This window comes from Streptomyces sp. NPDC004647, assembly GCF_040609575.1.
In the GTDB taxonomy this organism is placed as follows: Bacteria; Actinomycetota; Actinomycetes; order Streptomycetales; family Streptomycetaceae; genus Streptomyces.
The window spans coordinates 16,242-30,184 of record NZ_JBEXKU010000038.1 but is presented as its reverse complement, the minus strand read 5'-3'; the positions used below and the strand labels follow the sequence as shown (position 1 = coordinate 30,184).

Annotated in this window: 13 protein-coding genes and 1 pseudogene; 6 read left to right on the top strand and 8 right to left on the bottom strand. The window is 70.2% G+C overall.

Annotated elements, in window-relative coordinates; translation table 11 throughout:
• Positions 1-35: 35 nt before the first annotated feature.
• A complete protein-coding gene (gene xylA, locus ABZW18_RS18515) occupies positions 36-1,208 on the bottom strand; it encodes a xylose isomerase (protein ID WP_356188565.1) in 1,173 nt (390 codons plus the stop codon).
• Positions 1,209-1,307: 99 nt separating this feature from the next.
• Here xylA and xylB point away from each other — a divergent pair, with 99 nt between their 5' ends.
• The 4 genes from xylB to ABZW18_RS18495 all read left to right on the top strand — a co-directional run bounded on the left by xylB (position 1,308) and on the right by ABZW18_RS18495 (position 5,240).
• A complete protein-coding gene (gene xylB / locus ABZW18_RS18510; protein ID WP_356188563.1) occupies positions 1,308-2,750 on the top strand; it encodes a xylulokinase in 1,443 nt (480 codons plus the stop codon).
• A 149-nt stretch (positions 2,751-2,899) separates the two neighbouring features.
• On the top strand, positions 2,900-4,039 hold the full coding sequence (locus ABZW18_RS18505) for an ROK family transcriptional regulator (protein ID WP_356188630.1): 1,140 nt from the start codon (positions 2,900-2,902) through the stop codon (positions 4,037-4,039).
• A gap of 137 nt (positions 4,040-4,176) precedes the next feature.
• Positions 4,177-4,797: an N-acetylmuramoyl-L-alanine amidase gene (locus tag ABZW18_RS18500; RefSeq protein WP_356188561.1), complete on the top strand. Its 621-nt coding sequence runs from the start codon at positions 4,177-4,179 to the stop codon at positions 4,795-4,797.
• The gene (locus tag ABZW18_RS18495; RefSeq protein ID WP_356188559.1) at positions 4,794-5,240 is read left to right on the top strand and encodes a PPOX class F420-dependent oxidoreductase; all 447 of its coding nucleotides are present in this window, start codon (positions 4,794-4,796) and stop codon (positions 5,238-5,240) included. Before ABZW18_RS18500 ends, ABZW18_RS18495 begins: the two co-directional genes overlap by 4 nt.
• A 174-nt stretch (positions 5,241-5,414) precedes the next feature.
• Here ABZW18_RS18495 and ABZW18_RS18490 read toward each other — a convergent pair.
• Together ABZW18_RS18490 and ABZW18_RS18485 are read right to left on the bottom strand one after the other, a co-directional pair.
• Positions 5,415-5,736, bottom strand: a pseudogene (locus ABZW18_RS18490) (3-oxoadipyl-CoA thiolase); the annotation flags it as partial.
• A gap of 24 nt (positions 5,737-5,760) precedes the next feature.
• Positions 5,761-6,495 (bottom strand): PIG-L deacetylase family protein, encoded by a 735-nt coding sequence (locus ABZW18_RS18485; protein ID WP_356188557.1) that lies wholly within the window; start codon positions 6,493-6,495, stop codon positions 5,761-5,763.
• A 106-nt stretch (positions 6,496-6,601) separates the two neighbouring features.
• Here ABZW18_RS18485 and ABZW18_RS18480 point away from each other — a divergent pair, with 106 nt between their 5' ends.
• Together ABZW18_RS18480 and adh are read left to right on the top strand one after the other, a co-directional pair.
• Entirely contained in the window at positions 6,602-7,897 is a 1,296-nt protein-coding gene (locus ABZW18_RS18480; RefSeq protein ID WP_356188555.1) for a GAF domain-containing protein, read from the top strand.
• 56 nt (positions 7,898-7,953) lie between these two features.
• A complete protein-coding gene (adh, locus tag ABZW18_RS18475; RefSeq protein WP_356188553.1) occupies positions 7,954-9,477 on the top strand; it encodes an aldehyde dehydrogenase in 1,524 nt (507 codons plus the stop codon).
• Positions 9,478-9,636: 159 nt separating this feature from the next.
• Here the strand turns inward: adh and ABZW18_RS18470 are convergent, their stop codons facing one another.
• The 5 genes from ABZW18_RS18470 to ABZW18_RS18450 form a co-directional block, all read right to left on the bottom strand.
• Entirely contained in the window at positions 9,637-10,137 is a 501-nt protein-coding gene (locus ABZW18_RS18470; protein ID WP_356188551.1) for a hypothetical protein, read from the bottom strand.
• A gap of 72 nt (positions 10,138-10,209) precedes the next feature.
• Positions 10,210-10,866 carry a PIG-L family deacetylase gene (locus ABZW18_RS18465; protein WP_356188549.1) on the bottom strand — a complete coding sequence of 219 codons (657 nt, stop codon included), beginning with the start codon at positions 10,864-10,866 and terminating at the stop codon, positions 10,210-10,212.
• Entirely contained in the window at positions 10,863-11,699 is an 837-nt protein-coding gene (locus ABZW18_RS18460; protein WP_356188547.1) for a WbqC family protein, read from the bottom strand. Before ABZW18_RS18460 ends, ABZW18_RS18465 begins: the two co-directional genes overlap by 4 nt.
• Positions 11,700-11,702: 3 nt before the next feature.
• A complete protein-coding gene (locus tag ABZW18_RS18455) occupies positions 11,703-12,980 on the bottom strand; it encodes a hypothetical protein (RefSeq protein WP_356188545.1) in 1,278 nt (425 codons plus the stop codon).
• Positions 12,977-13,903 carry a phosphotransferase gene (locus ABZW18_RS18450; protein WP_356188543.1) on the bottom strand — a complete coding sequence of 309 codons (927 nt, stop codon included), beginning with the start codon at positions 13,901-13,903 and terminating at the stop codon, positions 12,977-12,979. Before ABZW18_RS18450 ends, ABZW18_RS18455 begins: the two co-directional genes overlap by 4 nt.
• Positions 13,904-13,943 lie beyond the last annotated feature (40 nt).

The following is a 13,943-nucleotide window of genomic DNA, read 5'->3' as shown; positions in this document are numbered from 1 at the left end:
GGCTCACCACCGCGCCCCCCGGCCGTCTCCCGGCGTCAGCCCCGTACGCCCAGGAGGTGGTCCATCGCCAGCTGGTCGAGCCGTTCGAAGGCCATGCCGCGCGCCGCGGCCGCCTCGGCGTCGAACTCCTCGAAGGCCCCGCGGTCGGCCAGCAGCGAGGCAAGGGACTCGCCCTCGCCCAGCGTGGGCCGCGCCAACTCGTGGAGCCGGGAGTCCCGCAGCGCCGCGCGGACGTCCGGGTCTGCGCGGAAGGCGGCCGAACGCTCCTTGAGGATCAGATAGTTGCGCATGCAGCCCGCCGCCGAGGCCCAGACGCCGTCGAGGTCCTCGGTGCGCGGCGGTTTGAAGTCGAAGTGCCGCGGCCCGCCGTAGCCGGCCGATTCGAGCAGGTCGACCAGCCAGAAGGCCGATCGCAGATCGCCCGCGCCGAAGCGGAGGTCCTGGTCGTACTTGATGCCGGACTGGCCGTTGAGGTCGATGTGGAAGAGCTTGTCCGCCCAGAGCGCCTGGGCGATTCCGTGCGTGACGTTGAGCCCGGCCATCTGCTCGTGGCCGACCTCGGGGTTGACGCCGAACAGCTCGGGGCGCTCGAGACGCTCGATGAAGGCGAGAGCGTGTCCCACCGTGGGCAGCAGGATGTCGCCGCGCGGCTCATTCGGCTTGGGCTCGATGGCGAAACGCAGGTCGTAGCCCTGGTCGGTGATGTACTGGCCGAGGAGGTCGAAGGCTTCCTTCATCCGGTCCAGCGCCACCGTCACGTCCTTGGCCGCGCCGGACTCGGCGCCCTCCCGGCCGCCCCACGCCACGTACGTGCCGGCTCCCAGTTCGGCCGCGAGGTCGATGTTCCGGACCGTCTTGCGCAGGGCGTAGCGCCGTACGTCGCGGTCGTTGGCGGTGAACGCGCCGTCCTTGAAGACCGGGTGGGTGAAGAGGTTGGTGGTGGCCATCGGCACGATCAGGCCGGTGTCGTCGAGGGCCTGCCGGAAGCGCTTGATGTGCGAGTCGCGCTCCGCGCCGGACACACCGAAGGGGATCAGGTCGTCGTCGTGGAAGGTCACGCCGTACGCGCCGAGCTCGGCGAGCCGCCGGACGGACTCCACGGGGTCGAGCGCGCGCCGGGTCGCGTCTCCGAACGGGTCCCTCCCCTGCCAGCCGACCGTCCAGAGGCCGAAGCTGAATTTGTCGTCGGGCGTGGGCCGATGGCTCATCAAGGGCTCCCTCGCTATTTCGTCATGGCAGTTGACAAATTAGTGTGCGCGGACAGCGCCAGGGAAGCCTGCTGCGGAACCGAGGAAAGGGATGTGGTGATGACAGCACCCGAAGGACCGCTCGTCGTCGGTGTGGACAGCTCCACCCAGTCCACGAAGGCCCTGGTCGTCGACGCCGCGACCGGCGGTGTCGTCGCGCGCGGGCAGGCGCCGCACCAGGTGAGCGACGGGCCCGGCCGGGAGAGCGATCCGGAGGCGTGGTGGGGCGCGCTGTGCGAGGCACTGCGCCAGTGCGGGGCCGCGGCGCGGGGCGCGGCGGCGATCTCCGTCGGGGGGCAGCAGCACGGCCTGGTCACGCTGGACGGGGCGGGACGGCCGGTGCGGCCCGCCCTGCTCTGGAACGATGTGCGCTCCGCGCCGCAGCGGGACCGCCTCGTGACCGAGCTGGGCGGGCCGCAGGCGTGGGCGGACCGGATCGGCAGCGTTCCCGCGCCGGCCTTCACGGTCACCAAGTGGGCGTGGCTGCGCGAGAACGAGCCAGAGGCGGCCCGCGCCGTGGCCGCCGTGCGGCTGCCGCACGACTACCTCACGGAACGGCTGACCGGGCGCGGGACCACCGACCGCGGGGACGTGTCGGGAACGGGCTGGTGGTCGACGGGCACCGAGGCGTACGACGAGCAGGTTCTCGGCCTCGCCGGACTGTCCCCCGGCCTTCTTCCCGAAGTGCTGCGACCAGGGGCGGCCGCCGGCGCCGTACGGGACCTGGCGGAGCTGCCGCTGGCCCCCGGGACGTTGGTCGCCCCGGGGACCGGCGACAACATGGCCGCGGCCCTGGGGCTGGGCCTCCGCCCCGGGCAGCCCGTCCTCAGCCTGGGCACGTCCGGGACCGTGTACGCGGTCTCGGAGCACCGCCCGGCCGACCCGACCGGCACGGTCGCGGGCTTCGCGGACGCGCGGGGCGACTGGCTCCCCCTGGCATGCACCTTGAACTGCACGCTGGCGGTGGACCGTATGGCGGCGCTGCTCGGACGGGAGCGCGAAGCGGTGGAGTCGGGCGGCACCGCGGTGTGCCTCCCCTTCCTGGACGGGGAACGGACGCCGGACCTGCCGTACGCCTCGGGTCTGCTGCACGGGCTGCGGCACGACACCACCGCGGGGCAGGTGCTGCAGGCCGCGTACGACGGGGCGGTGTTCGCACTGCTCGCGGCCCTGGACCGGGTGCTGGACGAGCACGCGTCAGCGGACGCGCCGATTCTGCTGATCGGCGGTGGCGCGCGAGGGGTGGCGTGGCGGGAGACGGTACGGCGCCTGTCGGGGCGAGCGGTCGTCGTGCCGGAGGCCTCGGAGCTGGTCGCCCTGGGGGCGGCGGCGCAGGCGGCGGGGCTGGTGTCGGGCGAGGACCCGGCGGTGGTGGCCAGGCGGTGGGGGACGGACCGGGGAGAGACGTTCGCGCCGGTCGAGCGCGATGAGGAGACGGTGGCCCGGCTGACGGAGACGCTCTCCGCGGCGACCGGGCTGCTCGGCGCCCCCGCGCCCAGGTGACGGCGTCGGCTCACGGCTCCGTCAGCCGGTGACCAGCAAGCAATCCCACGAACCCCGGACACCCCAACCCCGGACACCCGAACCCGTGAACGCAGGAACCGAGAGGAACGCCCGTCGTGGCCGTACCGCCGCCGAACACGCAGCACGGCATGCGGCAGCGCAATCTCTCCCTCGTGCTCCACGCCGTCGCCGCGCACGGCCCCCTCTCCCGCGCCGACGTGGCCGTACGGATCGGGCTCACCCGTGCCGCTGTCTCGACACTCGTCGATGAGCTGACACGCGCCGGTCTGCTGGTGGAGCTGGGCCGCACCCGGCCCGGGACCGTAGGACGGCCCGGGACCGCGCTGGCGCTCAGTGACAGCGGACCGGCCGGGCTGGGAGCCGAGATCGGGGTCGACTTTCTCGCCGTGTGCGCCGTCGATCTGCGCGGCCGGGTACGGGTCCGGGCCGAGGTCGCGGCGGTCAACCGGGACAGTGACCCGGGGCCCGTACTGGCACGGCTCACCGCCCTCGTCCGTCGGGTCGCCGCGCAGGCGAGGCAGGAGAACCTGCGCCCCTCGGGACTGGCCGTCGCCGTACCCGGGCTCGTCGCCCGCGGCTCCACCACCGTCGTGCGCGCACCCAATCTGGGCTGGGAGGGAGTGGATGTCGGTCCCGCTCTTCCGGAGGAGCTGCCGGCTGTCGCCGTCGACAACGAGGCCAACCTCGGCGCCCTTGCCGAGCTGTGGGTGGGCGGCCGCCCGGGGGACTTCGTGCATGTCTCCGCCGAGATCGGGATCGGGGCGGCGGTCGTGGTGGACGGTTCGCTGCTGCGCGGGGCGCACGGCTTCGCCGGGGAGCTCGGCCATGTGCCCGTACACCCCGACGGGCGCCCGTGCCCGTGCGGCGGCCGCGGCTGCCTCGAGCAGTACGCGGGCGAGGAAGCGGTGCTCCGCGCCGTGGGGATGACGGCAGGTCAGGGCATCCCCGCGCTGCGGCAGCGGGCCGCCGACGGTGACGTGGCCGTGCGGCGGGCGCTGCGCGGTGCCGGCGCGGCCCTCGGCACCGCGCTCACCGGCGTGGTGCATCTGCTCGACCCCCGAGCCATCGTGCTCGGCGGGGCGCTCGCCGAACTGTCGCCGTGGCTGCTTCCCGCCGCCGAACGGGAGTTGGGCCGCCGGATCGCCCGGCCGTACGGTGAGCTGGCCGTGTCCCGGCTGGGCGCCGACGGCCCGCTGCTGGGCGCGGCGCACTCCGTCGTACAGGGCGTGCTCGACGATCCGATCGGACGCACGGCCGCGCCTGCCTGAGTCGCCACCCGGGCGACCGGAGGGCTGCGGGCCGCGCGGCTCCTTGGCAGCGGCGGCCCCCGAGGTCACCATGGTGCTGGCGGAAATTGATTGTCATGCGCACTCCCGCCCGTTGCCCTTCGGACCAGGGAGCCTTCATGGACTCGCCCCGCCCGGCCCGCCGCACCCTCCTACGGGGCGGCATCCTGCTCGGCGCGACCGCAGCCTCGACACTGGCCACGATGCCCGTCACCGCGGCCCCCCGCCCGCGCAGACGCGCGACCGACTACCCCGGCGCCCGCTGGAAGCCCGCCAATCCGGCCAACTACACGCGCGCCCACCGCCCTTCTCGCTATCCGATCCAATTCATCGTCGTACACGTCACCCAGGTGAACTACGCCGATACGATCCAGACATTCCAGGATCCGACGGCGAAGGTCTCGGCGCACTACGTGGTGCGGTCTGCCGACGGGCACATCGGCCAGTGCGTGCACGACAAGGACGTCGGCTGGCACGCGGGCAACTGGGACTACAACACCCGCAGCATCGGCATCGAGCACGAGGGCTGGGTGGACCGCCCGGAGTACTTCACCGACGCGATGTACGAATCCTCCGCCACGCTCGCGGCCTATCTGTGCGAGGCGTACGGCATCCCCAAGGACCGGGACCACATCATCGGCCACGTCGAGGTACCGGGCTCGGACCACACGGACCCCGGCCCGCTGTGGGACTGGCCCCGCTACATCCGGCTGGTCAAGAGCACCAGGACAGGCGCATGACCGGGCCGAAGCCGGAGCAGCTGCTGACCACCCGGCGCCGGGGCGTTCTGGTGACCCTCAAGCGCGACGGGCGGCCGCAGTTGTCCAACGTCGGTTTCGTCTACGACCCGCAGACCCGGCTCCTGCGGATCTCGGTCACCGAGGACCGCGCCAAGACCCGCAATCTGCGCCGGGACCCGCGCGCCAGCTTCTATGTGAGCACCGGCAACATGGGGGCGTACGTCGTGGCCGAGGGCGACGCCGAACTCACACCCGTCGCCACCGGCCCGCACGACGCCACCGTCGAGGAGCTGGCCGAGGTCTACCGCGGGGTCGCCGGCGAGCATCCGGACTGGGACGAGTTCCGGGAGGCGATGGTGGAGGACCGGCGGCTCGTCGTGCGCATCACCGTCAACCGTACGTACGGCTGGTGGGGCTGGGATCCGGAAGATCAGGACGGCTGAGCCGCCCGGCTGCTCTCCGGTACGGTCGCCCGCCCGGCGTCGCTCGGGGCGCATGAGCGCAGCCGGCGATGAGGCGTCAGCCGATGGGGAGACCGGTGTAGTTCTCCGCGAGCTGGGCCGGTACCGCCCGCGGACCGGGGCGCGGGCACGGCGCCCGAGGGCGGCACGACCCGTTCATCGCTCCAGTACGAGCGCGAGGCCCTGCCCCACGCCGATGCAGAGCTCGGCCGGCCCCACACCCGTTCCCGCGCGGCGAGTTGGTGCGCGACGGCGCCTGTGATCCGGGCGCCCGACGCGCCGAGCGGGTGGCCGATACGGTGGCGCCGCCCCGCGGGTTGACGATCTCCGGGTCGAGGTCGGGCCATTCGGCGAGACAGCCGAGCGCCTGGGCCGCGAAGACCTCGTTGAGTTCGAGGGTGTGCAGGTCGCCGAAGCCGCGGTCGGCCTTGCCGAGGGCCCGCCGTACGGCTTCGACCGGACCGAGGCCGAAGTACTTCTCGGTGGCTGAACGGCCCGGGGCTCAGCGCGGGAAGAGTTCGAAGGCCACGGCGGGCCGCCCGCCGAACCGGGCGGCGGCGGACTCCGTAGTGCCCGTCACAAACGTACGGCAGTACGCCTCCGGGTCCTCGTCCGTCAGGGCCTCGATGTAGGTGCGGTGGGCGAGCAGCGACCGCACACCGCGGTCGATACCCGCCGTGACGTCGATGGCGTGGGTGGGCTGCGGCGATCCTGCGACAGCCACCCACCGCACCCCGCCCCAGGGCATCAGCCCCTCCTCCTCGATCAGTTCCGGGAAGATCCACCGGTTTCCGGCGTCGGCGGCGGCGTCCAGCACGGCCCGGCCCACGGCCCGGTGGTCCGGCGTGTTCCAGTACGTGCCGCCCCAGGTGTCGTGGTGATTGAGCGTCAGGACCAGATGGGGGCGATGGCGGCGGATGGCGGCCGTGAAGTCGCGGCGCAGCCGGGTGCCGTACTCGATGACCCCGTCCCGGTGGTCCAGAAACTCGACGGAGGTCACCCCGACGACGGCCGCGCTGTCGCGCTGCTCCTGCTCGCGCAGCGGGGCGCACGCGGCGGGATCCAGCCCGTCGATGCCCGCCTCACCGCGGGTGGCCAGCAGATAGGACACTTCGGCGCCGCGGTCGGCCCAGGTGGCGACGGCCGCCGCCGCACCGTACTCGAGATCGTCGGGGTGGGCGACGATCGCCAGAGCGCGCTTCCAGTCGGCGGGCATCGGCTCGAGCTGCTCGGTCATGGTGTCTCCCGATCGGTCCTGATCTGTTGTCGAACCCTGCGTCGCGGGCCACGATGTAGGCAGCCGCTCCGTCCATCCAAGCCGACAGTCCAGTCCGGGAAGTCAATTGGTCAATCCGTGGGTCGCTCTGGAACCGGGCGCCGATCCCGCCGAGCGGGTCGGCGCGATCCGCCGCGCCCATGACGCCTTCACCTCGGCCGGCGCCGTCGACCGGCCCGTACGGTCCGTGGTCGCCGAATCCTGGCGGCGCTCTGCGCGGGCACACGTCAGCCCGGACACCACGGCCGCCCCGGTCGAGCTCACCGACGGGGATCTGGGCGCCTATCGCGCCGATCACCCGCTGGCCCGGGTGATGCCGCTGTTCCGCGAGCTGATGGGGACGTTCGCCATGGACGGCGAACATCTGCTCGCGGTCTGCGACACGCAGGGCAGACTGCTGTGGGTGGAAGGCCACTCGGCGGCGCGGCAGCGGGCTGGGCGGATGAACTTCGTACCCGGGGCACGCTGGGCCGAATCGGCGGTGGGCACCAACGCGCCGGGGACGGCGGTTGCCGTCGACCGGGCCGTACAGGTCTTCGCGTCCGAGCACTTCAGCCGGACGGTCCAGACGTGGACCTGCGCGGCGGCGCCCGTGCACGACCCGCGGACCGGACGCCTGCTCGGCGCGGTGGACATCACCGGCGGCGACCGGCTGGCACATCCGCACAGTCTGGCGTTCGTCCAAGCCGTCGCGCGCGCCGCCGAGTCACAGCTCGCGCTGCTCGCACCGGTGCCCGCGGCGCGGCCCGCCCTGGAGCTCGACGCCCTCGGCCGGGACGCGGCACTGCTGGTCCACGGGGGCCGGAAGCTGCGGCTCAGCCGACGGCACAGCGAGATCGCGGTGCTGCTGTCCTGTCATCCGGAAGGGCTGAGCGGTGAGGAGTTGCTGCCCGCCCTGTACGAGGACGAGTCGGTCACCCCGGTGACGCTGCGGGCCGAGATGTCCCGGCTGCGCCGCATCCTGGGCGAGGACTTCCTGCGCTCGCGCCCGTACCGGCTGGCCGTCCCCGTCGAGACGGACTTCCGGACCGTACAGCGCCACCTCGGCTCCGGTGCCCCGGCCGCCGCCGTCGCCGCCTACCGCGGACCACTGCTGCCGGGCTCCACCGCTCCCGCCGTGGTCCGGCTGCGGCGCCATGTCGAGGACCAGCTGCGCGCCGCGCTGATCGCCGCACGCGACCCCGACCTGCTGGGCACCTGGACCGCCGGCCCTTGGGGCGCCGAGGACCTGGAGGCCTGGACCGCGCTCGCCGCGGCCCTGCCGGCAGGGTCCGTCACGGCGGCCCTGGTACGCGCCCGGCTGCGCGAGCTGGACGCCGAGCAGGGCTGCGGCGCAACGTCGTTGCAACCCCGGCGTCCCTAGCCTCGGGCCGAGCGCTGCCCGACGGAGGGCGGCGACGTTCTGGGGAGGCCACCGAGATGACCCGCTACACCGCGCCCGGCTCCGACGGCGCCATCGTCTCCTACCAGCCCCGCTACGACCACTGGATCGGCGGGGAGTACGTCCGGCCGAAGCTCGGCACGTACTTCGAGAACCCCACTCCGGTCAACGGCAGTACGTTCACCGAGGTCGCCCGCGGCACGGCGGAGGACGTCGAGGCGGCCCTGGACGCCGCGCACGCCGCCGCGCCGGGCTGGGGCCGTACGGCACCGGCCGAACGCGCGTCCGTACTGAACAGGATCGCCGACCGGATGGAGGCCCACCTCGAGGAGCTGGCAGTCGCCGAGAGCTGGGAGAACGGCAAGCCGGTCCGGGAGACGCTGGCCGCCGACATCCCCCTCGCCATCGACCACTTCCGCTACTTCGCGGGGGCGCTGCGCGCCCAGGAGGGCAGCCTCAGCGAGGTCGACGACGACACCGTCGCGTACCACTTCCACGAGCCGCTGGGTGTGGTCGGCCAGATCATCCCGTGGAACTTCCCGATCCTGATGGCCACCTGGAAGCTGGCCCCGGCCCTCGCCGCGGGGAACGCCGTCGTCCTCAAGCCGGCCGAACAGACTCCCGCCTCGATCCACCTCTGGATGAGTCTGGTGGCCGATCTGCTGCCGCCCGGCGTGGTGAACATCGTCAACGGCTTCGGCGCGGAAGCCGGAAAGCCCCTCGCCTCGAGCGCCCGCGTCGCGAAGATCGCCTTCACCGGCGAGACCACGACGGGGCGGCTGATCATGCAGTATGCCAGCGAGAACATCAAGCCGGTCACGCTCGAACTGGGCGGCAAGAGCCCGAACATCTTCTTCGACGACGTCTCCGCCGCGGACGACGACTTCCTCGACAAGGCGCTCGAAGGCTTCACGATGTTCGCCCTCAACCAGGGCGAGGTGTGCACCTGCCCGTCGCGGGCGCTCATCCAGCAGGGCCATTACCAGGAGTTCCTGGAGGCCGCGGTGGCCCGTACGGAGAAGATCGCGCCCGGGCACCCCCTGGACACCGGCACGATGATCGGCGCCCAGGCGTCCAACGACCAGCTCCAGAAGATCCTCTCCTATCTGGACATCGGGCAGCAGGAGGGCGCCAAGATCCTCACGGGCGGTCAACTCGCCGAGCTCGGCGGAGAGATGGCGGGCGGCTACTACGTCCAGCCGACGATCTTCGAGGGCGGCAACCATATGCGGATCTTCCAGGAGGAGATCTTCGGTCCTGTCGTCTCGGTCGCCTCCTTCGCCGACTTCGCCGACGCGATGGAGATCGCCAACGACACGCTGTACGGGCTGGGCGCGGGGGTGTGGACCCGTGACATCAACACCGCGTACCGCGCGGGCCGGGCGATCCAGGCGGGCCGGGTGTGGACCAACTGCTACCACGCCTACCCGGCGCACGCCGCCTTCGGCGGCTACAAGCAGTCCGGCCTCGGCCGGGAGAACCACAAAATGATGCTCGAGCACTACCAGCAGACGAAGAACCTGCTGGTGTCGTACTCACCGAAGAAGCTCGGCTTCTTCTAGCGGTCAGAAAGAAGGCGCCTGATCTGGGCTTTTGCCCGTCAGGCGCCTTCCGCTGGGTCCGCTGACAGCAGGGACCGGATTGCGTTGCACCTCCCAGTTTCTCCCTCGGCTATCCCGTTCCTGACCAGCAGTCCCGGTCCATTTCCGGTCCAACCCGGCTCACCCGGCAGGCTCTACGTCCTGGCTCACTCGGTCCCACTCCTGCATTGACTGCTCGATGAGACGGTTGGCGTGCTCCTGGATGCCATTGAGGAACTTCGCGTAGTGACGGAAGAGGACCTCGATGCTCTGTCCCGCGCGGCGGGCGCATTCAGCCGGGTCCACACCGGAGTGCAGCCAAAAGGAAATCCCGGCGTGCCGAAGGTCATCGGGCCGCTTGGCCAGGTCGGAGGCAAGCTCTGTCCGGGTCAGGGCATACTCCCGCGCCCGCGCCCGCGCCCGCGCCACGTTTTGCCATACGCGGCAGCATCCACGTAGTTGCCGGCCTCGTTCCGGAACAAGCGACCGTCCGGCGTCACGCCAAAGCGTTCGATGTGCGCACGCAGCACGCGCACGAACTGTGGTGGGATCGGCACAGGTCGCGTGGTCGTAGCCGCGCGCCGCTTCAGCGAGTGCACCTCGAATCACTTCTTCGGACAGCGTCGCGAACTGCGCCAGCACTACCGTGAAGGGACCAAACCGGCCAGGGGTAGCGGCTGCCGTGTCCGATGGAGTTGCGTCGCTTCTTCTTCGTCACGACGGAGAACCGTCGAGGGCCGACTCGATGCGCCTCTCGCTCCGGAACGTCTCCGAGTAGCCCAGTTCCGGAGCGAAGCGTTCGACGACTCGGTGATGAATATGCTGTCGGTACGAGACAGCAGCCAGCTGGCGGAACACCTCCATGTCGAGCTGCTTCTGCGAGGAAAAACACCTCAACGCCCGCATCTTGGCGTCCATCAGCTCCTCGGTGCCGAGGAAGAACATGTTCGGCTCGAACCCCGTGCTGTAGGGAGACCGGAAGTAGCACAGGTCCATGGCCTCACGCAGGGCCACTGCCGTCACCTCTTGAGCGGCGGTGACATGATCGATGTGCTGATCACCGGGAAAATGCGTGTAAATCACGTCCGGGCCAGCCTCCCGAATGACCGAGAAGAGCTCGGCATTGATGCTTCCCCTGTGCTCCACGAAGCGGGTGTCGGGGATGTCTGAGAATGTGTATCGGTCCACGCCCAGGACACGGCCAGCGCTCAGACACTCCTCCCGACGGGGCTGCGCACCGTCCTCCGGTGTTCCCGTGGTCAGGCAGTGCACGCGCACGCGTGCACCGTTGCGGACGTACCAGCGAATGCGCATGCCCATGCTGATTTCGGCGTCGTCGGGGTGGGCGACGACGATGAGGACGACCTTCACTTCACGTCTCCGTCCGTGTGCGGGCACACTTCCCCTGCGCCGAGCAGGATGCCGCGCGCCCGGGGACCGTGGTTAAACAGTAGGTCGAATGCGGACAGTTCGGCCTCGAAGGGGTGATCGGGCGGCAGTTGCCACTGTGGGTAGACCGGGTGCTGGTACGGGAAGCTGACGACACTAAGGCCCTGCGCCTCCAAAACCTGCCGCTCCGTCAGGCCGGGGGTTGCCGCCGAGGGTTGCATGAGGTAGTGGTTCGGGCGCATCGGTGCCGCGCAGGCCAGATACATGATCTCCGCACGTTCCCGCCCGGCGTAAGGTGCCGCTTGTCGCGCCAGCGCGGCAATCAGGGCGCCCTTGGCGGCCAAGGGATGAGGCATCAGGTCGGAGGCGCGCAGATAGGAGGTGGTGATGCCCAGTGCATTGCGCACGATGCCGGTGAGCGCGTCGCACAGGTCTTGGAGGAACTCCCAGTCGGTGACGTAGACCTTCTCCAGGAGGGTCTCGTACCTCTCGAAATACGGGGTGGAGCGATAGACGGACTTGATGGTGGCCCAGTGGTTACGCAGTACGCCATGGTCGACGATCTTCTTTTCGCGGATCGTCTCCCGTCCGCGGGATACCGGGACTGACAGCCAGCGTCGTTTCCCGTCGTAGACGAATGTCTGACGGTTCTGCCACTCGCGTGACGCGAACTGCACATTGTCCAGGGACACGAACACATCGGAGATCGCCATCTTGTAGAAGTAGTAAAGGTGGCGATGGTAGCCGGGCTGGTGCGTCGCGACGTGAGTGCCGGGCGCCGTGTCATCCGCTCGCAGATTAGGTGGCTCGATCATCGCTCAGCGTGCCCTCACCACGAAGCAGCTCCTGAGGTGCCGCCCGTCCAGTCCCCGCCACCGGAAGTCCGCGTTGTCATCCTGTGGCCATTCCAGGTAGTGCATGCTTCCCTTCACCGTGACCTTTCCGTTCCGCAAGAATCCGATCTTCGATGACTGACCGCCGTCCAAGTGGTAGGTCTCATGGGGCGGCATGCCGTCGGCCGCGCACAGTCGGGCCGTCTCGGTTGGGGTGACACCGCGAAACGCGTCGGAGAGCGGTGCGCCATCAAACACCTGGAAGCGCAGCTTCCTGCCGCTCAACCGTACGAGGGTTCGCGCGTATCGCACGTCACGGAAGGGAGATAGGCCCAACGAAGCGTCATAGGGGGCCACTTCGCCGCTCGCCGCGTCCGCGACGCTGGGCCCCACCGAGATGCCGCAAGACATTTCCTCCGCCACCAGCTCACCGACGCTGATCACTCGCACCGACGTGCCCTCGCGGAGGGCCGTGGCGTGCGAGGTGTCCCCGCGCAGAATGAAACTGCCGGCAAACAGGTCCGCGCCGCCACCTGGATGTACCGAGGTGATCGTATGCCCGCGGCCGGACCGGTAGGACACTACGCAGTCGAGGGCGGCGGGGTTAGCTGGGGTGATATTTCCAGGGCGGCCGACGAACCGTACGAACCCGGTGCGGTCGTGGTCCTCGTATTCCACCTGGCAATTGGCGGCATTGAAAACCGTCAAGGCACCGGCCTGCTGGACATGAGCACCGGGCCCGGCGGCTACCTTGGAGCCTATCCACGGGAACGTCGTGCAGCCTACCCGTACCCTTCCCGCGGCCGGCATCAGGAGGAGGGCCGCGCGGCCGCGGTGGATGACGAAGGCTGGCTTGGCGACGGTGGGCAGGCTCACGATCTCGCCCGCGCGGCAGCAGAAGTCCAGGCAAGGCTGGGCGGGCTGGTAATCGGGGTCGTCAGATATGAACGAGAACGAGCCGCTGACCGCGGCCAGCACTCCCCCCGCACCCAGCAGGTCGCGCAGATAGAAACCGGCGGCGCTGGACACCACCTCTGTCGCCACCTGCTCGAGGTCGAGCGTGAGCGTGAAGGCGTTGGTGAAAGACCCGTCGCCTAGCTCCACGGTCTTCGCCTCGAAACGGACGCCGGGCGCGAGGTGAGAGCGCTGTGCCGGCACACGGACAGCGAAGGTGCCCTGGTCTTTGGCGATAGACTGGATGTCGGCGACCTTGTAGCCGTGCTCGCGCAGGATCGTCAGCGAGGCTTGCTCCTCTCTCGTCACCTGTGGCCTCCCCTCGGCCTCCCGGGGAGATTCATGACAGTCTCGACGAGGTCCTGCACCCCGCACGTGCCGCGGTCGAGTAGCTCCACCACCCGGTCGCGCAGCTCGCGCCGCTGAACAGAGGAGAGCGCCAGCTCGTAGGGGACGACGCCGTTGACGAGCCGGTAGAGGATCACTCCTGCGCTGACCTTAGCCATGAGAGCCCGGTCGGCCGCAGCGATTCCTTCGCCTCCGGCGTACGCGTCGAGCAGGGCGGCGGCCAGACGGTCCGCCCTCCGGGCCGTCGGGCCCACATGGTGGATCAGGACATGCGCAAAGAGATAGCCCAGGTCGTACAAGGGCCAGCCGTGGTGCACATTGTCCAGGTCGCAGATAGCGACCCCCCCAGCAGCGAGACTGACGTTCTTCGGGCACAGGTCGCCGAGGATCAGCTGCTGTCCGTCGATTTCGCGCAGCTCCTCACACGCCTGCGTCAGGGCGTCGTGCGGCGTACTGCCGAGACAGAACCGGAAGGTGTCGTCGCGGAACCACACATCACCCTGGGAGCGGATCGGCACGCGTACGGTACGGGTGGCCTCGTGGATACGGCGCAGCGTCGTGCCCAGTCGTGTCAGCTCCCGCGACGTGGCAGGCCGTTGGAGCAGATGATCCTGATACGTGCGCCGGTCCGGAAAGACATCGGTCATGATCATGGCGTGGGCGTCGGCATGAAAGTCCAGCACCTTCGGGAAGACGGAGTGCACCAGCCCCCCGTACACCTCCAGCGCCCGGCGTTCGTCGGCAATCAGGGTCGGGTCGGTGCGCAGTGTCGGGATCCGCGCGAACCGCTCCGTACGCACCTTGAGTACAACGCTGCCGCGTTCCCCTTCCACGCGAAAGACATGGCTCACGTTGCCGCCGGTCACCCGGCTTATGCCGGTCACAGCGCCCACGTACTGCGCACAGCGGGCGAGAAGTTCGTTC